17 protein-coding genes and 4 tRNA genes are annotated in these 20,805 nt (G+C 59.0%); all 21 read right to left on the bottom strand.

Annotated features, from left to right (window positions below):
* Window positions 1–78 precede the first annotated feature (78 nt).
* A complete protein-coding gene (gene tuf / locus HU735_RS24140) occupies window positions 79–1,272 on the bottom strand; it encodes an elongation factor Tu (RefSeq protein WP_182323863.1) in 1,194 nt (397 codons plus the stop codon).
* A 27-nt stretch (window positions 1,273–1,299) separates the two neighbouring features.
* On the bottom strand, window positions 1,300–3,447 hold the full coding sequence (gene fusA / locus HU735_RS24135) for an elongation factor G (protein ID WP_050703554.1): 2,148 nt from the start codon (window positions 3,445–3,447) through the stop codon (window positions 1,300–1,302).
* 30 nt (window positions 3,448–3,477) lie between these two features.
* Window positions 3,478–3,948, bottom strand: a complete 471-nt coding sequence (gene rpsG / locus HU735_RS24130) for a 30S ribosomal protein S7 (protein ID WP_003246741.1) — start codon at window positions 3,946–3,948, stop codon at window positions 3,478–3,480.
* 106 nt (window positions 3,949–4,054) lie between these two features.
* Complete coding sequence (gene rpsL / locus HU735_RS24125; RefSeq protein WP_003255492.1) at window positions 4,055–4,426, bottom strand: 30S ribosomal protein S12; 372 nt, start codon at window positions 4,424–4,426, stop codon at window positions 4,055–4,057.
* A gap of 211 nt (window positions 4,427–4,637) precedes the next feature.
* Window positions 4,638–8,837, bottom strand: coding sequence for a DNA-directed RNA polymerase subunit beta' (rpoC, locus tag HU735_RS24120; protein ID WP_028692258.1), 4,200 nt, complete (start codon window positions 8,835–8,837; stop codon window positions 4,638–4,640).
* 64 nt (window positions 8,838–8,901) lie between these two features.
* Entirely contained in the window at window positions 8,902–12,975 is a 4,074-nt protein-coding gene (gene rpoB, locus HU735_RS24115; RefSeq protein ID WP_050703555.1) for a DNA-directed RNA polymerase subunit beta, read from the bottom strand.
* Window positions 12,956–13,144: a hypothetical protein gene (locus tag HU735_RS24110; RefSeq protein WP_186715873.1), complete on the bottom strand. Its 189-nt coding sequence runs from the start codon at window positions 13,142–13,144 to the stop codon at window positions 12,956–12,958. Before HU735_RS24110 ends, rpoB begins: the two co-directional genes overlap by 20 nt.
* Window positions 13,145–13,194: 50 nt before the next feature.
* Window positions 13,195–13,563, bottom strand: coding sequence for a 50S ribosomal protein L7/L12 (gene rplL / locus HU735_RS24105; protein WP_050703553.1), 369 nt, complete (start codon window positions 13,561–13,563; stop codon window positions 13,195–13,197).
* A gap of 78 nt (window positions 13,564–13,641) precedes the next feature.
* Complete coding sequence (rplJ, locus tag HU735_RS24100; protein WP_003257082.1) at window positions 13,642–14,142, bottom strand: 50S ribosomal protein L10; 501 nt, start codon at window positions 14,140–14,142, stop codon at window positions 13,642–13,644.
* Between the two features lie 198 nt (window positions 14,143–14,340).
* Window positions 14,341–15,036, bottom strand: coding sequence for a 50S ribosomal protein L1 (gene rplA / locus HU735_RS24095; RefSeq protein ID WP_028692260.1), 696 nt, complete (start codon window positions 15,034–15,036; stop codon window positions 14,341–14,343).
* Window positions 15,036–15,467, bottom strand: a complete 432-nt coding sequence (gene rplK, locus HU735_RS24090) for a 50S ribosomal protein L11 (protein WP_028692261.1) — start codon at window positions 15,465–15,467, stop codon at window positions 15,036–15,038. The genes rplA and rplK overlap by 1 nt, the downstream gene beginning before the upstream one ends.
* A gap of 119 nt (window positions 15,468–15,586) precedes the next feature.
* Window positions 15,587–16,120 carry a transcription termination/antitermination protein NusG gene (gene nusG / locus HU735_RS24085; RefSeq protein WP_011531880.1) on the bottom strand — a complete coding sequence of 178 codons (534 nt, stop codon included), beginning with the start codon at window positions 16,118–16,120 and terminating at the stop codon, window positions 15,587–15,589.
* Window positions 16,121–16,129: 9 nt separating this feature from the next.
* The gene (secE, locus tag HU735_RS24080; RefSeq protein ID WP_011531879.1) at window positions 16,130–16,498 is read right to left on the bottom strand and encodes a preprotein translocase subunit SecE; all 369 of its coding nucleotides are present in this window, start codon (window positions 16,496–16,498) and stop codon (window positions 16,130–16,132) included.
* A gap of 43 nt (window positions 16,499–16,541) precedes the next feature.
* Window positions 16,542–16,617: transfer RNA gene (locus HU735_RS24075), tRNA-Trp, on the bottom strand.
* Between the two features lie 54 nt (window positions 16,618–16,671).
* Window positions 16,672–17,865, bottom strand: a complete 1,194-nt coding sequence (gene tuf / locus HU735_RS24070; protein WP_182323863.1) for an elongation factor Tu — start codon at window positions 17,863–17,865, stop codon at window positions 16,672–16,674.
* A gap of 79 nt (window positions 17,866–17,944) precedes the next feature.
* Window positions 17,945–18,020: transfer RNA gene (locus tag HU735_RS24065), tRNA-Thr, on the bottom strand.
* 28 nt (window positions 18,021–18,048) lie between these two features.
* Window positions 18,049–18,122: transfer RNA gene (locus tag HU735_RS24060), tRNA-Gly, on the bottom strand.
* Between the two features lie 24 nt (window positions 18,123–18,146).
* Window positions 18,147–18,230, bottom strand: a tRNA-Tyr gene (locus HU735_RS24055).
* A gap of 152 nt (window positions 18,231–18,382) precedes the next feature.
* On the bottom strand, window positions 18,383–18,808 hold the full coding sequence (locus tag HU735_RS24050; RefSeq protein WP_186715872.1) for a hypothetical protein: 426 nt from the start codon (window positions 18,806–18,808) through the stop codon (window positions 18,383–18,385).
* 2 nt (window positions 18,809–18,810) lie between these two features.
* Window positions 18,811–19,566: a pantothenate kinase gene (locus HU735_RS24045; protein ID WP_186715871.1), complete on the bottom strand. Its 756-nt coding sequence runs from the start codon at window positions 19,564–19,566 to the stop codon at window positions 18,811–18,813.
* Entirely contained in the window at window positions 19,556–20,515 is a 960-nt protein-coding gene (gene birA / locus HU735_RS24040) for a bifunctional biotin--[acetyl-CoA-carboxylase] ligase/biotin operon repressor BirA (RefSeq protein WP_186715870.1), read from the bottom strand. Before birA ends, HU735_RS24045 begins: the two co-directional genes overlap by 11 nt.
* Window positions 20,516–20,805: the final 290 nt, after the last annotated feature.

The following is a 20,805-nucleotide window of genomic DNA, read 5'->3' as shown; positions in this document are numbered from 1 at the left end:
CTATAGACGCCCCAATTTAGTGTCAACCCAATAAAAAAAACCCCCGCTGAGCGGGGGTTTTTTCAACCGATCGAGTGATTACTCGATGATTTTGGCCACGACGCCGGCGCCGACGGTACGACCGCCTTCACGGATGGCGAAGCGCAGACCGTCTTCCATTGCGATGGTCTTGATCAGGGTGACAGTCATCTGGATGTTGTCACCTGGCATTACCATCTCAACGCCTTCCGGCAGTTCGCAGTTACCGGTCACGTCAGTGGTACGGAAGTAGAACTGAGGACGGTAGCCTTTGAAGAACGGAGTGTGACGGCCGCCTTCTTCCTTCGACAGGACGTAGACTTCTGCGGTGAACTTGGTGTGCGGCTTGACCGAACCTGGCTTGACCAGAACCTGGCCACGCTCAACGTCGTCACGCTTGGTACCACGCAGCAGGACGCCGCAGTTCTCGCCAGCACGACCTTCGTCCAGCAGCTTGCGGAACATCTCAACGCCGGTGCAGGTGGTGGTGGTGGTGTCACGCAGACCAACGATTTCCAGCGGATCCTGAACGCGGACGATACCACGCTCGATACGGCCGGTAACAACGGTACCACGACCCGAGATCGAGAATACGTCTTCGATCGGCATCAGGAACGGCTGGTCGATGGCACGAACTGGCTCAGGGATGTAGGCATCCAGAGTTTCAACCAGCTTCTTGACAGCGCTGGTACCCATTTCGTTGTCGTCTTTGCCTTCCAGAGCCATACGAGCCGAACCGATGATGATCGGAGTGTCGTCGCCTGGGAAGTCGTAGGTGGACAGCAGGTCGCGAACTTCCATCTCGACCAGTTCCAGCAGCTCAGCGTCGTCTACCAGGTCAGCCTTGTTCAGGAAGACCACGATGTACGGAACGCCAACCTGACGAGACAGCAGGATGTGCTCACGGGTTTGTGGCATCGGACCATCGGCGGCCGAGCAAACCAGGATCGCGCCGTCCATCTGGGCAGCACCGGTGATCATGTTCTTCACGTAGTCAGCGTGACCTGGGCAGTCAACGTGAGCGTAGTGACGAATGTTCGAGTTGTACTCGACGTGAGCGGTGTTGATGGTGATACCGCGCGCTTTTTCTTCCGGAGCCGAGTCGATCTTGTCGAACTCAACGACGGCCGAACCGAAAACTTCGGAGCAGACGCGAGTCAGAGCTGCGGTCAGAGTGGTCTTACCGTGGTCAACGTGGCCGATGGTGCCGACGTTAACGTGGGGAAGGGAACGATCAAATTTTTCTTTAGCCACGACAGTGAACCTCTTGCCTAAAGGGGATTAGCCTTGTTTTTTAACGAGTGCTTCGACGATGTTCGACGGAGCTTCGGCGTATTTGGAGAATTCCATGGAGTAGCTTGCGCGACCCTGAGACATGGAACGAACGTCGGTCGCATAACCGAACATCTCTCCGAGCGGAACTTCAGCACGGACGACGCGGCCGGAGACCGACTCATCCATACCCTGGACCAGACCACGACGACGGTTCAGGTCACCCATCACGTCACCCAGGTAGTCTTCCGGGGTTACAACTTCGACTTTCATGATCGGCTCGAGGACCACGCCACCGCCCTTCTGGGCCAGTTGCTTGGTTGCCATCGAAGCGGCGATCTTGAACGCCATTTCGTTGGAGTCGACGTCGTGGTACGAACCGTCGAATACCGCAGCCTTCAGGCCGATCAGCGGATAGCCGGCGACAACGCCGTTCTTCATCTGCTCTTCGATGCCCTTCTGGATCGCAGGGATGTATTCCTTCGGAATCACACCACCAACGACTTCGTTGGAGAACACCAGACCTTCGGTGATGTTGCCCTTGTCGTCCACGTCCGGCTCGGAGAAACGAACCCAGCAGTGACCGAACTGACCACGACCACCCGACTGACGAACGAACTTGCCTTCGATCTCGACGTTGGACTTGGTGATCTTCTCGCGGTACGAAACCTGCGGCTTGCCGATGTTGGCTTCGACGTTGAACTCGCGCTTCATGCGGTCAACGAGGATGTCCAGGTGCAGCTCACCCATACCGGAGATGATGGTCTGGCCAGTCTCTTCGTCGGTCTTGACGCGGAACGACGGGTCTTCCTGAGCCAGTTTGCCCAGTGCGATACCCATCTTCTCCTGGTCCTGCTTGGTTTTCGGCTCTACGGAGAGCGAAATCACAGGCTCCGGGAAGTCCATACGCTCGAGGATGATCGGCTTGTCGGCGTTGCACAGGGTGTCACCGGTGGTGACGTCCTTCATGCCGATCAGAGCAGCGATGTCACCAGCGCGTACTTCCTTGATCTCTTCACGCTGGTTGGCGTGCATCTGCACCATACGACCAACGCGCTCTTTCTTGCCCTTGACCGAGTTGATGACGGAGTCACCGGAGGTCAGGAAGCCCGAGTAGACGCGAACGAAGGTCAGAGTACCCACGAACGGGTCGGTGGCGATCTTGAAGGCCAGGGCCGAGAAGGGCTCGTCGTCGTCAGCGTGACGCTCGTCGAACTGCTCAGGCTTGACTTCGTCCTTCGGCACGTCGATCAGGTCAGGGTGAATACCCTTGATCGCCGGGATCTCGGTCGGAGCAGGCAGGAAGTCGATGACGGCGTCGAGAACCAGGGGAACGCCCTTGTTCTTGAACGACGAACCGCAGACAGCCGGAACGATCTCGCTGGCCAGGGTGCGCGCGCGCAGGCCTGCCTTGATCTCTTCGACGGTCAGCTCACCTTCTTCAAGGTACTTGTTCATCAGCTCTTCGGTGGCTTCGGCGGCAGCTTCAACCATGTTGTTGCGCCACTCGTTGGCCAGCTCGACCATATCCGCAGGAATTTCTTCCTCACGGTAGGTGGTGCCCTTGTCGTCGTCGTTCCAGTAGATAGCCTTCATCTTGATCAGGTCGACCTGACCCTGGAAGTTATCTTCCGAACCGATGGCCAGCTGAACAGGAACCGGGGTGTGACCCAGACGGTTCTTGATCTGACCTACGACGCGCAGGAAGTTGGCACCGGCACGGTCCATCTTGTTCACGTAGACAACACGTGGAACGCCGTACTTGTTGGCCTGACGCCATACGGTTTCGGACTGCGGCTCAACGCCGGAGGTACCGCAGAACACAACGACCGCGCCGTCGAGTACACGCAGCGAACGCTCTACTTCAATGGTGAAGTCAACGTGGCCGGGGGTATCGATGACGTTTACGCGGTAGTTGTCGTACTGACCACGGGAACCTTTCCAGAAGGTGGTAACGGCAGCGGAGGTAATGGTGATACCGCGCTCCTGCTCCTGCACCATCCAGTCGGTGGTCGCGGCGCCGTCGTGCACCTCGCCCATCTTGTGGCTCAGACCTGTGTAGAACAGGATCCGCTCGGTAGTGGTAGTCTTGCCCGCGTCAACGTGCGCGCAGATACCGATGTTACGGTAGCGGTTAATTGCTGTAGTACGAGCCATAAAGCCCTCGCAAAATGATTGATGCTTGAATTAGAAGCGGTAGTGCGAGAACGCTTTGTTGGCTTCAGCCATACGGTGAACGTCTTCACGCTTCTTGACTGCAGCACCCTTGCCTTCAGCAGCATCCAGCAGCTCGCCTGCCAGGCGCAGAGCCATCGACTTCTCGCCGCGCTTGCGGGCGTAGTCTACGAGCCAGCGCATTGCCAGAGCGTTACGACGGGACGGACGAACTTCAACCGGAACCTGGTAAGTGGCACCGCCGACACGGCGGGACTTTACTTCGACCAGCGGAGCGATGGCGTCGAGAGCTTTCTCGAAGATTTCCAGGGGGTCGCTGTTCTTGCGTGCTTTGACGGTATCCAGGGCACCGTAAACGATGCGCTCGGCTACGGCCTTCTTGCCGCTTTCCATCACGTGGTTCATGAACTTGGCGAGAATCTGGGATCCGTACTTCGGATCGTCCAGGATCTCACGTTTTGCTGCTACACGACGTCTTGGCATGATAAGCCCTCAAACGGTCTTCAGGTTAGCCCGGGACGTGGGTCTTCGACCCCTGCCCGACCTTACTCTTATCGACTCAAAAAAATGGATGTCTGCAAACGACCGATTACTTCGGACGCTTGGTACCGTACTTCGAACGACCCTGGTTACGGCCTTTGACGCCCGAAGTATCCAGAGAGCCGCGAACGGTGTGGTAACGAACACCTGGCAAGTCTTTTACACGGCCGCCACGGATCAGGACGACGCTGTGCTCTTGCAGGTTGTGGCCTTCACCACCGATGTACGAGGAAACCTCGAAACCGTTGGTCAGACGCACACGGCATACTTTACGCAGTGCCGAGTTAGGTTTTTTCGGCGTGGTGGTGTACACACGAGTGCACACGCCACGACGCTGCGGGCAGTTCTGCAGCGCAGGAACGTCGGACTTCTCGACCGAACGCTTACGCGGCTGACGTACCAGCTGGTTGATAGTTGCCATCTACTAGCTCCACTGATTGTCTTGCGACTCTATTGTCTTGCAAGAAAGCCAAAAATTGGCGAGACGGAGCCTCACCAAATTTAAGGGTACAAAAGTCTAAAGAGGATCTTGCACCCAGTCAAGACGAGGCCCCGGCCCTCCTCGCCCGATCATCGGCAACAATTCATGTCACCGACGATCTTGCGAGGGGTGCCGGGGCCCTGCCCTGCACTTAGTTACCGCTGGAGTTCAGCGCTTCGGTCAGTGCGGCTTCCACCTCACTGGCGCTCACACGCAGCGGCTTGTCGGCATCACGGCGACGCTTGCGCTCGCTGTGGTAGGCCAGACCAGTACCGGCCGGGATCAGACGACCCACGACCACGTTCTCTTTCAGGCCGCGCAGGTAGTCGCGCTTGCCGGTTACCGCCGCTTCGGTCAGTACGCGGGTGGTTTCCTGGAAGGAAGCCGCCGAGATGAACGATTCGGTGGACAGCGAGGCCTTGGTGATACCCAGCAGTACACGGGTGAACTTGGAGATGAACTTGTCTTCGCTAGCGAGACGCTCGTTCTCTACCAGTACCTGGGTCAGTTCCATCTGGTCGCCCTTGATGAAGCTGGAATCGCCCGACTCGGAGATCTCGACCTTGCGCAGCATCTGACGCAGGATGGTCTCGATGTGCTTGTCGTTGATCTTCACGCCTTGCAGACGGTAAACGTCCTGGATCTCGTTGACGATGTACTTCGCCAGCGCGCTCACACCCAGCAGACGCAGGATGTCGTGCGGATCGCTCGGGCCGTCGGAGATAACTTCGCCGCGGTTTACCTGTTCGCCTTCGAAGACGTTCAGGTGGCGCCACTTCGGAATCAGCTCTTCGTACGGATCGCTACCGTCGGTCGGAGTGATGACCAGACGACGCTTGCCCTTGGTCTCTTTACCGAACGCGATGGTGCCGCTGACTTCAGCCAGGATCGAGGCTTCTTTCGGACGACGCGCTTCGAACAGGTCGGCAACGCGCGGCAGACCACCGGTGATGTCACGGGTCTTCGACGTTTCTTGCGGGATACGCGCGATAACGTCACCGACGCCGATCTGGGCACCGTCAGCCACACCGACGAGGGCGTTGGCCGGCAGGAAGTACTGGGCAGGCACGTCGGTGCCTGGCAGGTACAGGTCCTTGCCGTTGGCATCGACCATCTTGATCGCCGGACGGATTTCCTTGCCGGCGGCAGGGCGATCCTTGACGTCCATCACTTCAATGTTGGTCAGGCCGGTCAGTTCGTCGGTCTGGCGCTTGATGGTGATGTTTTCTTCCATGCCCACGAAGGTCACGGTACCTTTCAGCTCGGTAACGATCGGGTGGGTGTGCGGGTCCCACTTGGCGACGATGGCGCCAGCTTCGACCTTCTCACCTTCCTTGACCGAAATCACCGCACCGTAAGGCAGCTTGTAACGCTCGCGCTCACGACCGAATTCGTCGGCAATAGCCAGCTCGCCGGAACGCGATACGGCAACCAGGTTGCCATCGGCACGCTCGACCTGCTTCAGGTTGTGCAGACGCACCATACCGCCGTTCTTCACCTGGACGCTGTCGGCAGCCGAGGTACGGCTTGCAGCACCACCGATGTGGAACGTACGCATGGTCAGCTGGGTACCCGGCTCACCGATCGACTGTGCAGCGATAACGCCGACAGCTTCACCGATGTTCACCTGGTGACCGCGAGCCAGGTCGCGACCGTAGCACTTGGCGCAGATGCCGTAACGGGTTTCGCAGTTGATCGGCGAACGCACGACCACTTCATCGATGCTGTTCAGCTCGATGAACTCGACCCACTGCTCATCCACCAGGGTACCGGCCGGAACGATGACGTCCTCGGTGCCTGGCTTGAACACGTCACGGGCGATGACACGACCCAGTACACGCTCACCCAGCGGCTCGACAACGTCACCGCCTTCGATGTGCGGGGTCATCAGCAGGCCCTGGTCGGTGCCGCAGTCGATCTCGGTAACCACCAGATCCTGCGCCACGTCTACCAGACGACGAGTCAGGTAACCGGAGTTGGCGGTCTTCAGGGCGGTATCCGCCAGACCCTTACGAGCACCGTGGGTCGAGATGAAGTACTGCAGTACGCTCAGGCCTTCACGGAAGTTCGCAGTGATCGGCGTCTCGATGATCGAGCCGTCCGGCTTGGCCATCAGGCCACGCATACCGGCCAGCTGACGGATCTGCGCGGCGGAACCACGCGCACCGGAGTCGGCCATCATGTACATCGAGTTGAAGGACTCTTGCTCGACTTCCTTGCCCTCGCGGTCGACGACCTTCTCTTTCGAGAGGTTGGCCATCATCGCCTTGGACACTTCATCGTTCGCCTTGGACCACAAGTCGATGACCTTGTTGTACTTCTCGCCCTGGGTAACCAGACCGGAGGCGTACTGGCTCTCGATTTCCTTCACTTCGTCGGTGGCGGTACCGATGATGCGGGCTTTCTCGTCCGGGATCACGAAGTCGTTGACGCCGATCGAAACGCCGGAAATGGTCGAATAAGCAAAACCGGTGTACATCAGCTGGTCGGCGAAGATCACGGTCTCTTTCAGACCAACCACGCGGTAGCACTGGTTGATCAGCTTGGAGATCGCCTTTTTCTTCATCGACTGGTTGACCACGTCGAACGGCAGGCCGGCAGGCACAACCTGGAACAGCAGCGCACGGCCGACAGTGGTGTCGACAATACGGGTGTTCTTGACGATGGAGCCGTCGCGCTCCTTCACGGTCTCGTTGATACGGACCTTGATTTTCGCGTGCAGGGCGGCTTCGCCGGCGCGGAATACGCGGTCGACTTCCTGCAGGTCGGCGAACACGCGACCTTCGCCCTTGGCGTTGATGGCTTCACGGGTCATGTAGTACAGACCCAGTACAACGTCCTGCGATGGAACGATGATCGGCTCACCGTTGGCTGGCGACAGGATGTTGTTGGTCGACATCATCAGCGCGCGCGCTTCGAGCTGGGCTTCCAGGGTCAGCGGCACGTGAACGGCCATCTGGTCACCGTCGAAGTCGGCGTTGTACGCGGCGCAGACCAGCGGGTGCAGCTGGATAGCCTTACCTTCGATCAGAACCGGTTCAAAGGCCTGGATACCCAGACGGTGCAGGGTCGGTGCACGGTTGAGCAGTACGGGGTGTTCGCGAATCACTTCGGCGAGAACGTCCCACACCTCTGGCAGCTCGCGCTCGACCATCTTCTTGGCGGCCTTGATGGTGGTCGCCAGACCACGCATTTCCAGCTTGCCGAAAATGAACGGCTTGAACAGCTCGAGGGCCATCTTCTTCGGCAGACCGCACTGGTGCAGACGCAGGGTCGGGCCTACGGTAATTACCGAACGACCGGAGTAGTCCACGCGCTTACCGAGCAGGTTCTGACGGAAGCGACCTTGCTTACCTTTGATCATATCGGCCAGGGACTTCAGCGGACGCTTGTTCGAGCCGGTGATGGCGCGACCACGACGGCCGTTGTCCAGCAGGGCGTCGACCGCTTCCTGCAGCATGCGCTTTTCGTTGCGCACGATGATGTCCGGCGCCGACAGATCGAGCAGGCGCTTCAGACGGTTGTTACGGTTGATCACCCGACGATACAGGTCGTTCAGGTCGGAGGTCGCGAAGCGGCCGCCATCCAGCGGTACCAGCGGACGCAGGTCCGGCGGCAGTACTGGCAGGACGGTCAGGACCATCCACTCAGGCAGGTTGCCCGAGCCCTGGAAAGCTTCCATCAGCTTCAGGCGCTTGGACAGCTTCTTGATCTTGGTTTCCGAGTTGGTCTGCGGAATCTCTTCGCGCAGGCGGCCGATCTCGTGCTCCAGGTCGATAGCGTGCAGCAGCTCGCGGACAGCCTCGGCCCCCATGCGGGCGTCGAAGTCGTCACCGAACTCTTCCAGCGCTTCGAAGTACTGTTCGTCGTTGAGCAGCTGACCCTTCTCGAGGGTGGTCATGCCCGGGTCGATAACGACATAGCTCTCGAAGTAGAGCACGCGCTCGATATCACGCAGGGTCATGTCCATCAGCAGGCCGATACGGGACGGCAGCGACTTCAGGAACCAGATGTGGGCAACCGGCGAAGCCAGTTCGATGTGCGCCATGCGCTCACGACGAACCTTGGCCAGGGCGACTTCAACGCCGCACTTCTCGCAGATCACGCCGCGGTGCTTCAGGCGCTTGTACTTACCGCACAGGCACTCGTAGTCCTTGACTGGGCCAAAGATCTTGGCGCAGAACAGGCCGTCACGCTCAGGCTTGAACGTACGGTAGTTGATGGTTTCCGGCTTCTTAACTTCACCGAACGACCACGAACGGATCATTTCAGGCGACGCCAGACCGATGCGGATGGCGTCGAACTCTTCGACTTGACCCTGGTTTTTCAGCAAATTCAGTAGGTCTTTCAAGGCCTTTCCTCCTGGCGGAGCAGGGAGCGGGCATTACCTGCCCCACTCCCCTTCGCGTCACGTGTTATTCGGTTTCCAGATCGATGTCGATACCGAGCGAACGGATCTCTTTGATCAACACGTTGAAGGACTCGGGCATGCCCGGCTCCATACGGTGATCGCCATCCACGATGTTCTTGTACATCTTGGTACGGCCGTTCACGTCGTCCGACTTCACTGTGAGCATTTCTTGCAGGGTGTATGCCGCGCCGTATGCTTCCAGCGCCCACACTTCCATCTCCCCGAAACGCTGACCACCGAACTGCGCCTTACCACCCAGCGGCTGCTGGGTAACCAGGCTGTAGGAACCAGTGGAACGCGCGTGCATCTTGTCGTCCACCAAGTGGTTCAGCTTGAGCATGTACATGTAACCCACGGTCACAGGACGCTCGAACTTGTTGCCGGTACGGCCATCGAACAGCACCATCTGGCCGCTTTCCGGCAGGTCTGCCAGTTTCAGCATGGCCTTGATCTCACGCTCCTTGGCACCGTCGAAGACCGGAGTAGCCATAGGCACGCCTTTCTTCAGGTTGTTCGCCAGGGCGAGGATCTCTTCGTCGGTGAACTCTTCCAGGTTCTCCTGACGACCACCGATCTCGTTGTAGATCTCGGTGAGGAAGGTACGCAGTTCAGCGGCTTTACGCTGCTCTTCGATCATGCGGTCGATCTTCTCGCCCAGCCCCTTGGCCGCGAGGCCCAGGTGGGTTTCGAGAATCTGACCGACGTTCATACGCGAAGGTACGCCCAGCGGGTTCAGTACGACGTCGACCGGAGTACCGTTGGCGTCGTGCGGCATGTCTTCGACCGGCATGATTACCGAGACGACACCCTTGTTACCGTGACGACCGGCCATCTTGTCACCCGGCTGGATGCGACGGCGGATTGCCAGGTAGACCTTGACGATCTTCAGTACGCCTGGAGCCAGGTCATCGCCCTGCTGCAGCTTGCGCTTCTTGTCTTCGAACTTGTCGTCCAGCAGGCGACGGCGATCGACGATGTACTGCTGAGCCTTCTCAAGCTGCTCGTTCAGTGCATCTTCGGCCATGCGCAGTTTGAACCACTGGCCGTGCTCCAGACCGTTCAGCACGTCATCGGTGATCACGGTGCCTTTCTTCAGGCCCGCGCCACCGTCGACCACCTGGCCGTTCAGAGCGGAACGCAGACGCTCGAAGGTCGCGCCTTCGACGATGCGGAACTCTTCATTGAGGTCCTTGCGGATCTCGTCCAGCTGCATCTTCTCGATGGCCAGGGCGCGGCTGTCGCGCTCGACGCCGTCACGGGTGAAGACCTGGACGTCGATGACGGTGCCCTTGGTGCCGGTCGGCACGCGCAGGGAGGTGTCTTTGACGTCGCTGGCCTTCTCACCGAAGATCGCGCGCAGCAGTTTTTCTTCCGGCGTCAGCTGGGTCTCGCCTTTCGGAGTGACCTTGCCGACCAGGATGTCGCCAGCGCCGACTTCGGCACCCACGTAGACGATACCGGCTTCGTCCAGCTTGTTCAGCGCAGCCTCACCCACGTTCGGGATGTCCGCGGTGATTTCCTCTGGGCCAAGCTTGGTGTCACGGGCCACACAGGTCAGTTCCTGGATGTGGATCGTGGTGAAGCGGTCTTCCTGGACCACACGCTCGGACAGGCAGATGGAGTCTTCGAAGTTGAAGCCGTTCCACGCCATGAACGCGATGCGCATGTTCTGACCCAGTGCCAGCTCACCCATGTCGGTGGACGGACCATCGGCCATGATGTCGCTGCGCTGAACCTTATCACCCTTGCTGACCAGCGGACGCTGGTTGATGCAGGTGTTCTGGTTGGAGCGGGTGTACTTGGTCAGGTTGTAGATATCCACACCTGCTTCACCGGTCTCGACCTCATCATCGTTCACGCGAACAACGATACGGCTGGCGTCGACCGAGTCGATCACACCACCGCGGCGAGCAACCACGCAGACACCGGAGTCACGGGCGACGTTGCGCTCCATGCCGGTACCTACCAGCGGCTTGTCGGCACGCAGGGTCGGTACAGCCTGACGCTGCATGTTCGAACCCATCAACGCACGGTTGGCGTCGTCGTGCTCGAGGAACGGAATCAGCGACGCTGCGACCGATACTACCTGCTTCGGCGAAACGTCCATCAGGGTGACGTCTTCCGGCGCCTTGACGGTGAATTCGTTCAGGTGACGAACCGCTACCAACTCATCGATCAGCTGCTTCTTCTCGTTCATCGCGGCCGAAGCCTGGGCGATGACGTGATCAGCTTCTTCGATGGCCGACAGGAACACGATGTCGTCGCTGACAACGCCTTCCTTCACCACGCGGTACGGGCTTTCCAGGAAGCCGTACTGGTTGGTGCGGGCGTAGGCCGCCAGGGAGTTGATCAGACCGATGTTCGGACCTTCAGGGGTCTCGATCGGGCACACGCGGCCGTAGTGGGTCGGGTGTACGTCACGGACTTCGAAGCCGGCGCGCTCACGGGTCAGACCACCTGGGCCGAGTGCGGAGACGCGGCGCTTGTGGGTGATCTCGGAGAGCGGGTTGTTCTGGTCCATGAACTGCGAGAGCTGGCTCGAACCGAAGAACTCCTTCACCGCCGCCGCAACCGGCTTGGCGTTGATCAGGTCCTGCGGCATCAGGCCTTCGCTTTCGGCCATCGACAGACGCTCTTTGACCGCGCGCTCGACGCGCACCAGGCCAACGCGGAACTGGTTCTCGGCCATCTCGCCGACGCAACGGACGCGACGGTTGCCGAGGTGGTCGATGTCGTCGACGATGCCCTTGCCGTTACGGATATCGACCAGGGTCTTGAGGACCTCGACGATGTCTTCCTTGCTCAGCACGCCCGAACCTTCGATCTCGGTGCGACCGATACGACGGTTGAACTTCATGCGACCGACGGCCGACAGGTCGTAACGCTCGGCGCTGAAGAACAGGTTGTTGAACAGGGTCTCGGCGGCATCCTTGGTTGGCGGCTCGCCTGGACGCATCATGCGGTAGATCTCGACCAGCGCTTCCAGTTGGTTGCTGGTGGTGTCGATCTTCAGGGTATCCGAGATGAACGGACCGCAGTCGATGTCGTTGGTGTACAGGGTCTCGACGCGGACAACCTGGGCCTTGGCGATCTTCACCAGCAGGTCGGTGGTCAGCTCGGTGTTGCACTCGGCGATGATCTCGCCGGTGGCAGGGTGCACGATCGCCTTGGCGGTGGTGCGACCCAGCACGTACTCCAGCGGTACGTCCAGCTCTTTCACGCCAGCCTTTTCCAGCTGGTTGATGTGGCGCGCGGTGATACGGCGGCCTTGCTCGACGATGACCTTGCCGCTGCCGTCATGGATGTCCATGACCGCAACTTCACCACGCAGACGCTGAGGCACCAGTTCCAGGCTCAGTTTTTCGCCGGACAGGTGGAACACGTTGGTGGTGTAGAAGGTGTTGAGTACTTCTTCGGTGCTGTAGCCCAGCGCGCGCAGCAGTACCGAGGCCGGCAGTTTGCGGCGACGGTCGATACGCACGAACACGCAGTCCTTCGGGTCGAACTCGAAGTCCAGCCAGGAACCGCGGTAAGGGATGATGCGCGCGGAATACAGCAGCTTGCCCGAGCTGTGGGTCTTGCCACGGTCGTGGTCGAAGAACACACCCGGCGAGCGGTGCAGCTGAGATACGATCACACGCTCGGTACCGTTGATTACGAAGGTACCGTTCTCAGTCATCAGGGGGATTTCACCCATGTAGACTTCTTGCTCTTTGATGTCCTTGATCGCTTTGTTCGACGATTCCTTGTCGAAGATGATCAGGCGCACCTTCACCCGCAGCGGGACCGCGAAGGTCACACCGCGCAGGACACATTCCTTCACATCGAACGCCGGCTCGCCCAGGCGATAGCCGACGTACTCCAGGGCAGCATTGCCGGAGTAGCTGATGATCGGGAATACCGATTTGAAGGCCGCATGCAGGCCGACGTCGCGGAACTGATCCTTGGATGCTCCCGCCTGCAGGAATTCGCGATACGAATCCAGCTGGATGGCCAGGAGGTAAGGCACATCCATGACGTCCGGCAACTTGCTAAAGTCCTTGCGGATACGTTTTTTCTCAGTGTATGAGTAAGCCATCAGCATTCCCCAGCTTGGTCACCTGCTTGTTTGGCATCTCCCGGCGGGAGCAGCCGAAAATCGTGCAAACCCATTGGTTTGCGCCACCCTCTTGGGTGTCTTGCAGCTCGTTATCGGGGCCGACCTGATCGGCCACCAATAACGGAAAAAGGCCGGTGGCATAAGCCACCAGCCATCAGTCCTTCGCTTAACGCTCGGACTGGAGTCGCAAAGTCGAAATTACTTCAGCTCGACTTTGGCGCCTGCTTCTTCCAGCTTCTTCTTAGCGTCTTCAGCGGCTTCTTTCGAAACGCCTTCAGCTACAACCTGAGGAGCGCCATCGACTTTCTCTTTGGCTTCTTTCAGGCCCAGACCGGTCAGCTCGCGAACGGCTTTGATCACGTTCACTTTCTTGTCGCCGGCTTCAACCAGAACAACGTTGAACTCGGTCTGCTCTTCAGCAGCGGCAGCAGCAACAGCTGGGCCAGCGGCAACAGCGGCAGCAGCGGTAACGCCGAAGGTTTCTTCCATCGCTTTGATCAGCTCAACAATTTCCAGAACGGTTTTCTGGCCGATTGCTTCGATGATTTGCTCGTTAGTCAGAGACATGACTTAAATCCTGTATTGGGGTGACAGCCTACGCAGCCATCAAATTAAACGTATGATTTTGAAAGTGTTGCGCGTGCCTTAGGCAGCAGCAGCTTCTTTCTGGTCGCGCAGAGCTGCCAGGGTACGAGCCAGCTTGCTGGTTGCACCTTGGATTACGCTCATCAGCTGTGCGATAGCCTCGTCGCGAGTTGGCAGGGTTGCCAGCACGTCGATCTGGTTAGCGGCAAGGAACTTGCCGTCAAACGCAGCTGCCTTGATCTCGAACTTGTCCTGACCCTTGGCGAACTCTTTGAACAGACGGGCAGCAGCGCCCGGGTGTTCGTTGGAGAAAGCAATCAGGGTCGGGCCTTTGAACGCGTCGTTGAGGATCGAGAATTCGGTGCCTTCAACAGCGCGCTTGAGCAGGGTGTTACGTACGACACGTACGTAGACGCCAGCTTCGCGGGCCTCTTTACGGAGTCCGGTCATTGCGCCTACAGTCACACCACGGGCATCAGCCACGACAGCGGACAGAGCGACTTTGGCAGCCTCGTTGACTTCAGCGACGATGGCCTTCTTGTCTTCGAGTTTAATTGCCACGGGTTTACTCCTGGTTTCTACCGTTTCATCTGGCCGAAGCCGGATGTCGTTTTGGTGTCTGATTCGCGAACGAATCGGGAGCACCATCTGCGTAGGCTTGAGGTTTAAGGCTTGCGCCGCCTACGGTCTTGGATAGCCCCCGCCAGGCAGGGACCCCAATTTAGTAGCCGGTGCGACCAAGGCCGCACCGGCCGAGCATTACACGTTCAGCGAGCTCTGATCGATGATCAGACCTGGGCCCATGGTGGTGCTCAGGGTAACGCGCTTGACGTAGATACCTTTCGAGGAAGCCGGCTTGATACGCTTCAGATCAGCGATCAGGGCTTCAACGTTTTCCTTCAGCTTGCCGGCTTCGAAGCCGATCTTGCCAACGGAGGTATGGATGATACCGTTCTTGTCGGTACGGTAGCGAACCTGACCAGCCTTGGCGTTCTTCACGGCAGTGGCTACGTCTGGGGTCACGGTACCGACTTTCGGGTTAGGCATCAGGCCGCGAGGACCCAGAACCTGACCCAGCTGACCTACAACGCGCATGGCATCAGGCGATGCGATGACGACGTCATAGTTCAGGTCGCCGCCTTTCATTTCGGCAGCCAGGTCGTCCATACCTACGCGGTCAGCGCCGGCAGCCAGAGCGGCTTCAGCAGCTGGACCCTGGGTGAAGACGGCAACACGTACGGTCTTGCCAGTGCCGTGAGGCAGCACGGTAGCGCTACGAACGACCTGGTCGGATTTACGTGGGTCTACACCGAGGTTGACGGCGATGTCGTACGACTCGACGAACTTGGCGGCCGGCAGCGAAGCCAGCAGGGTTGCGGCTTCTTCGAAGTTGTAGGCCTTGCCTGCTTCGATTTTCTCGGCGATAGCCTTTTGGCGCTTGGTCAGCTTAGCCATTACACACCCTCCACGTTCAGGCCCATGCTGCGGGCGGAGCCGGCGATGGTGCGTACAGCAGCGTCCATGTCAGCGGCGGTCAGATCGGCCTGCTTGGCCTTGGCGATCTCTTCCAGCTGAGCACGGGTGACGGTACCGACCTTGACAGTGTTCGGACGAGCCGAACCGCTGGTCAGGCCAGCAGCTTTCTTCAGCAGAACCGAGGCAGGGGTGCTCTTGGTCTCGAAGGTGAAGCTACGGTCACTGTAGACAGTGATGATCACTGGAGTCGGCAGACCTGGCTCTTGACCCTGGGTACGGGCGTTGAAGGCCTTGCAGAATTCCATGATGTTCACACCGTGTTGACCCAGTGCTGGACCAACGGGTGGGCTTGGGTTGGCCTGGCCGGCCTTTACTTGCAGCTTGATGTAAGCCTGAATCTTCTTAGCCATGAGCTACTCCAAATTCGGGTACGAACGCCTGATGGCTCCCCGTATGACTTGCGTTTTATCCCAGTGACGACAAAACCCCGCAGCACATAGGGCTGCGGGGTATGGGATGCTGCGTTCCGCTAGACCTTTTCGACCTGGCTGAACTCGAGCTCCACCGGGGTGGAGCGACCGAAAATGAGCACTGCAACCTGCAGGCGACTCTTCTCGTAGTTAACTTCTTCGACACTGCCATTGAAGTCGGCGAACGGACCGTCAATGACGCGAACCACTTCACCAGGCTCGAACAGCGTCTTCGGCTTCGGCTTGTCACTGCCGTCGGCAACGCGACGCAGGATGGCCTCAGCTTCTTTATCGGTGATCGGCGCAGGCTTGTCTGCGGTACCACCAATGAAACCCATGACCCGAGGGGTATCCTTGACAAGGTGCCAAGTCCCTTCGTTCATTTCCATCTGGACCAATACATAGCCAGGGAAGAACTTGCGCTCGCTCTTGCGCTTCTGGCCGTTGCGCATTTCGACGACTTCTTCGGTCGGGACCAGGATCTCGCCGAATTCGTCTTCCATGCCAGCCAGCTTGACGCGCTCGATCAGGGAGCGCATTACATGCTTCTCGTAACCCGAGTAAGCATGCACAACATACCAACGCTTAGCCACGAGACACCCTTAGCCAACGATCAAGGAGACCAACCAGCCGAGCAGGGAATCAAGACCCCACAGCAGCAGCGCCATGACCAGAACTACAGCCACGACAATCAGCGTGGTCTGAGTGGTTTCTTGGCGGGTCGGCCAAACGACTTTACGGATCTCGGTACGAGCTTCCTTCGCCAGCGCAAAGAACGACTTGCCTTTGGCGGTCTGCAGGGCAACGAAGCCAGCGACAGCAGCCAGGGCAAGCAGGACGAGTACGCGATACAGGATTGGCGAGGCGGAGTAATACTGATTACCCACGACACCAACGACTACCAATGCGACAACAGCGAGCCACTTGAACAGATCAAAACGCGATTCTTGGGCTTCAGTTTTGGGAGTCATCGAGGAGGATCCTGTGAGAAGAAAGCCATCACACCGAGGTGAATGGCAGGTCAGGAGGGAATCGAACCCCCAACCTACGGTTTTGGAGACCGTCGCTCTGCCAATTGAGCTACTGACCTATAACGCTGTATCAGGCCGGCCATTATACCGGCCTGATCAAGTAAATCAACTACTTATTCAATAATTTTCGCTACGACGCCGGCGCCGACGGTACGACCGCCTTCACGGATGGCGAAGCGCAGACCGTCTTCCATTGCGATGGTCTTGATCAGGGTGACAGTCATCTGGATGTTGTCACCTGGCATTACCATCTCAACGCCTTCCGGCAGTTCGCAGTTACCGGTCACGTCAGTGGTACGGAAGTAGAACTGAGGACGGTAGCCTTTGAAGAACGGAGTGTGACGGCCGCCTTCTTCCTTCGACAGGACGTAGACTTCTGCGGTGAACTTGGTGTGCGGCTTGACCGAACCTGGCTTGACCAGAACCTGGCCACGCTCAACGTCGTCACGCTTGGTACCACGCAGCAGGACGCCGCAGTTCTCGCCAGCACGACCTTCGTCCAGCAGCTTGCGGAACATCTCAACGCCGGTGCAGGTGGTGGTGGTGGTGTCACGCAGACCAACGATTTCCAGCGGATCCTGAACGCGGACGATACCACGCTCGATACGGCCGGTAACAACGGTACCACGACCCGAGATCGAGAATACGTCTTCGATCGGCATCAGGAACGGCTGGTCGATGGCACGAACTGGCTCAGGGATGTAGGCATCCAGAGTTTCAACCAGCTTCTTGACAGCGCTGGTACCCATTTCGTTGTCGTCTTTGCCTTCCAGAGCCATACGAGCCGAACCGATGATGATCGGAGTGTCGTCGCCTGGGAAGTCGTAGGTGGACAGCAGGTCGCGAACTTCCATCTCGACCAGTTCCAGCAGCTCAGCGTCGTCTACCAGGTCAGCCTTGTTCAGGAAGACCACGATGTACGGAACGCCAACCTGACGAGACAGCAGGATGTGCTCACGGGTTTGTGGCATCGGACCATCGGCGGCCGAGCAAACCAGGATCGCGCCGTCCATCTGGGCAGCACCGGTGATCATGTTCTTCACGTAGTCAGCGTGACCTGGGCAGTCAACGTGAGCGTAGTGACGAATGTTCGAGTTGTACTCGACGTGAGCGGTGTTGATGGTGATACCGCGCGCTTTTTCTTCCGGAGCCGAGTCGATCTTGTCGAACTCAACGACGGCCGAACCGAAAACTTCGGAGCAGACGCGAGTCAGCGCTGCAGTCAGAGTAGTCTTACCGTGGTCAACGTGGCCGATAGTGCCGACGTTAACGTGAGGTAGCGAACGATCAAACTTTTCCTTAGCCATCGATACAGTCCTCCGCAGAAGAAATTGTCATACAGCCTATAAAACAAAGGCAGATATTTTCATATCTGCCTTGTTTATATGGAGCTCTTGAGCGGACTTGAACCGCTGACCTCACCCTTACCAAGGGTGTGCTCTACCAACTGAGCTACAAGAGCGAAACGCTTTGCGCAACAACAGCAAACTTGGAGCGGGTAGCGGGAATCGAACCCGCATCATCAGCTTGGAAGGCTGAGGTTCTACCACTAAACTATACCCGCGGAGCTTGCGGCTCTCGCTAAAACTGGTGGAGGGAGAAGGATTCGAACCTTCGAAGCTCTCGCAACGGATTTACAGTCCGTCCCCTTTGACCGCTCGGGAATCCCTCCAGATGTGGCCGGCATTCTATTTGTCTGCCGCCCTAGTGTCAAGCGTTTTTTCAAATTTTTTCAATCAAATCTGAAACTTAGCTGCTTTGACACCGCTTCCAGCTCTACCACCTCAGTGGTGTTCCCTGTGAAGCGGGCGCCATTCTATCAAGCTATTCAGCAGTTGCAATACCCTCGCACAAAATAATTTTGTGTTTTAAGTCTTTGAAATCCTTGGAAAGAGTCGAGAGCACCGCAGGGTCCAGCAAACGCTCGCTTTCAGGGGCCACCTTGAGCCAGAAACCCTCGGCGCCCGGCAGCTGCCCCACCACCGGCAGGGCGGCGATATCCAGGCTGACCAGGCGCTGACGCAGGGCATCGAGCTGCTCACGTGCGGCCAGCCCACCCACCACCAGGCATTCGTCGCGCCGCCGGGCAGGTGTCGCGGCCCCAGTCTCGCGCAACAAGCGTATTTCCTGCTGGGAGCCTTTGTATAACGATAACGGGGCGACTTCCTTGACCTTAAGCGGAGCTTCCTGCTGATGCCATACGTAATAAACGACGTTGAGCACAACCAACAGCAGAAACAACCAGCGCATAGTCACCTCGACTCAATTGGGCAGGCCATGGCCAGGCCGACAAAGACCAGATCCGGCACGATCCGCGCTTGAGGCGCGGCGTCCTGCACCAGCGGCGCATCGCCCCCGGTCAGGAAGACCGTGAAATCCTCACCCCATAGCGCCCTGGCCTGCTCGATCTGGGTACGGGCAAAGCCCTGGAGCATCAACACGCAACCACGCTCGACCGCTTCGACGGTGGAGCGCCCCGGCGCCAGGCTGCCCAGGGCACGCTCGGCCGAGGCATCGTCATAGCGGATTCGCCGGGTGTGGGTGCGCAACTGGCTACGCATCAGCGGCATGCCCGGACAGATGTACCCGCCGAGGTGCTCACCGTCGGCCGCGACATAGTCGGCCTTGGCCGCGGTACCGAAGTCGATGACCAGGCAGGCGCGACCCGCCAGGTGATAGGCGCCCAGCGCGCCGAGCCAGCGATCCATCCCCAGGCGCTGGTAGTCCTCGTAGCCATTGCGAACGCCGGCCATTTCCTTCACCGGCTGGGCCACACTCACTTCGACCCCGAACGAAGCCAGGATCAACGCGCACAGCGCCGAAGTTTCTTCTTCACTGCGCACGCTGACCATCCGGCAACCGATCAGGCGCAGGGATGAAAGCGCCGCGACGGCCGCAACCAGTGCCTGGTCGGAATCGACGATACCGCCACCGTTGATGGTGGCGTCGGCCGCATGGATGACGCGCCACTTGATGAAGCTGTTTCCGCAATCGAGCTCAAGAATCATCACGCAACCTCAGACTGAGCTCGCCACCGCTGAAGCTCTTTTCCACACCATCCACCTCGAGGCGCAAGCCGCCCTGCCCATCCACGCCCAACGCCACCCCATCGATGCGAGTGGTGCCGGCGACCAGCGAGACTTTCCGCCCCTGCCACAGGTGCGCCTGCTCCCATTCTTCCTGGAACGCGGCGAAACCATAGCGGCGATGACGAGCCAGCTCGTGTTGCAGCTGCTGGCTGAGCTCCGCCACCAAGCGGTTACGGTCCACCAGCTGTCCGGTCTCGCCGCGCATGGACGTCCAGGGTTGGTCGATCAGCTCCGCGCCCTGCATGTTCACGTTGATACCGATACCCAGCACCACATGGCAGACATCCGCCGGATCGCCGACCAGCTCCAGGAGGATGCCGGTGATCTTGCGCCCGCTGGCCAGGACATCATTGGGCCATTTCAGCCCGACATCCTTCAGACCGAACGTCTTCAGCGTGCTCATGACCGCCAGGCCAACCACCAGGCTCAAGCCCTCGAGCTGGCGCATGCCGCCATCGATGCGCAGCACCAGGCTGTAATAAAGGTTTTCGGCGAACGGACTGACCCATTGGCGGCCTCGACGCCCACGCCCGGCACTCTGGCGCTCGGCCAACACCAGGAACGGCGCGGCCTGCCCTTGGGCGGCAAGCCTCAAGCCCTCGGCATTGGTGGAGTCGATGGTGTCGTGAATGAAGGCCGGCCACGGCTCACCCTCCGAGAACCCGGCGATCGCCTGCGATTCAAGCAGGTTCAGCGGCGCTGCCAGCTGATAGCCACGGCCGCGGACCTTGTGAATGGTCAGGTTCAGTTCGCTCTCAAGGTGCTGCAGCTGCTTCCAGACGGCGCTGCGGCTTACCCCGAGGGCGGCCCCCAGGGCTTCTCCGGAATGGAACCGGCCATCCTTGAGGAGATTCAACAACTTCAGCATGCCAGTCTCGACTTGGAATAAGGCTGGCATGATAGCCACGCCCCGCGGGCTTGCATAGGAAAAGGGCTACCGCCGGACCCACAGCCGACGCGGTCGAGGACCACCGTGGGAGCGGGCTGGCCCCGCGATAAGGCCAGATCAGGCCGTGAGGTTATCCGGGCATGCGCCATCGCGGGGCAAGCCCGCTCCCACGCCAGATTTCTTTACCAGGGTGGAAAAGACAAAACCCCTACCTGCTCGCGCAGATAGGGGTTTTGCGAAATGAATCTTGACGATGACCTACTCTCACA

Origin of the sequence: Pseudomonas sp. BW16M2, assembly GCF_014268865.1 — a bacterium.
Taxonomy (GTDB): domain Bacteria; phylum Pseudomonadota; class Gammaproteobacteria; order Pseudomonadales; family Pseudomonadaceae; genus Aquipseudomonas; species Aquipseudomonas peradeniyensis.
Note: the sequence above shows the minus strand (reverse complement) of the source record. Positions and strands in the feature narration are given on the sequence as shown.

What these genes read in the sequence shown, in the direction of transcription:
- rplK (WP_028692261.1), bottom strand. Translation starts at nt 15,467, where the DNA reads ATGGCTAAGAAGATTCAGGCTTACATCAAGCTGCAAGTAAAGGCCGGC.
- rplA (WP_028692260.1), bottom strand. Translation starts at nt 15,036, where the DNA reads ATGGCTAAGCTGACCAAGCGCCAAAAGGCTATCGCCGAGAAAATCGAA.
- rplL (WP_050703553.1), bottom strand. Translation starts at nt 13,563, where the DNA reads ATGTCTCTGACTAACGAGCAAATCATCGAAGCAATCGGCCAGAAAACC.
- HU735_RS24045 (WP_186715871.1), bottom strand. Translation starts at nt 19,566, where the DNA reads ATGATTCTTGAGCTCGATTGCGGAAACAGCTTCATCAAGTGGCGCGTC.
- rpoB (WP_050703555.1), bottom strand. Translation starts at nt 12,975, where the DNA reads ATGGCTTACTCATACACTGAGAAAAAACGTATCCGCAAGGACTTTAGC.
- HU735_RS24050 (WP_186715872.1), bottom strand. Translation starts at nt 18,808, where the DNA reads ATGCGCTGGTTGTTTCTGCTGTTGGTTGTGCTCAACGTCGTTTATTAC.
- tuf (WP_182323863.1), bottom strand. Translation starts at nt 17,865, where the DNA reads ATGGCTAAGGAAAAGTTTGATCGTTCGCTACCTCACGTTAACGTCGGC.
- rpsL (WP_003255492.1), bottom strand. Translation starts at nt 4,426, where the DNA reads ATGGCAACTATCAACCAGCTGGTACGTCAGCCGCGTAAGCGTTCGGTC.
- secE (WP_011531879.1), bottom strand. Translation starts at nt 16,498, where the DNA reads ATGACTCCCAAAACTGAAGCCCAAGAATCGCGTTTTGATCTGTTCAAG.
- fusA (WP_050703554.1), bottom strand. Translation starts at nt 3,447, where the DNA reads ATGGCTCGTACTACAGCAATTAACCGCTACCGTAACATCGGTATCTGC.
- birA (WP_186715870.1), bottom strand. Translation starts at nt 20,515, where the DNA reads ATGCTGAAGTTGTTGAATCTCCTCAAGGATGGCCGGTTCCATTCCGGA.
- rpsG (WP_003246741.1), bottom strand. Translation starts at nt 3,948, where the DNA reads ATGCCAAGACGTCGTGTAGCAGCAAAACGTGAGATCCTGGACGATCCG.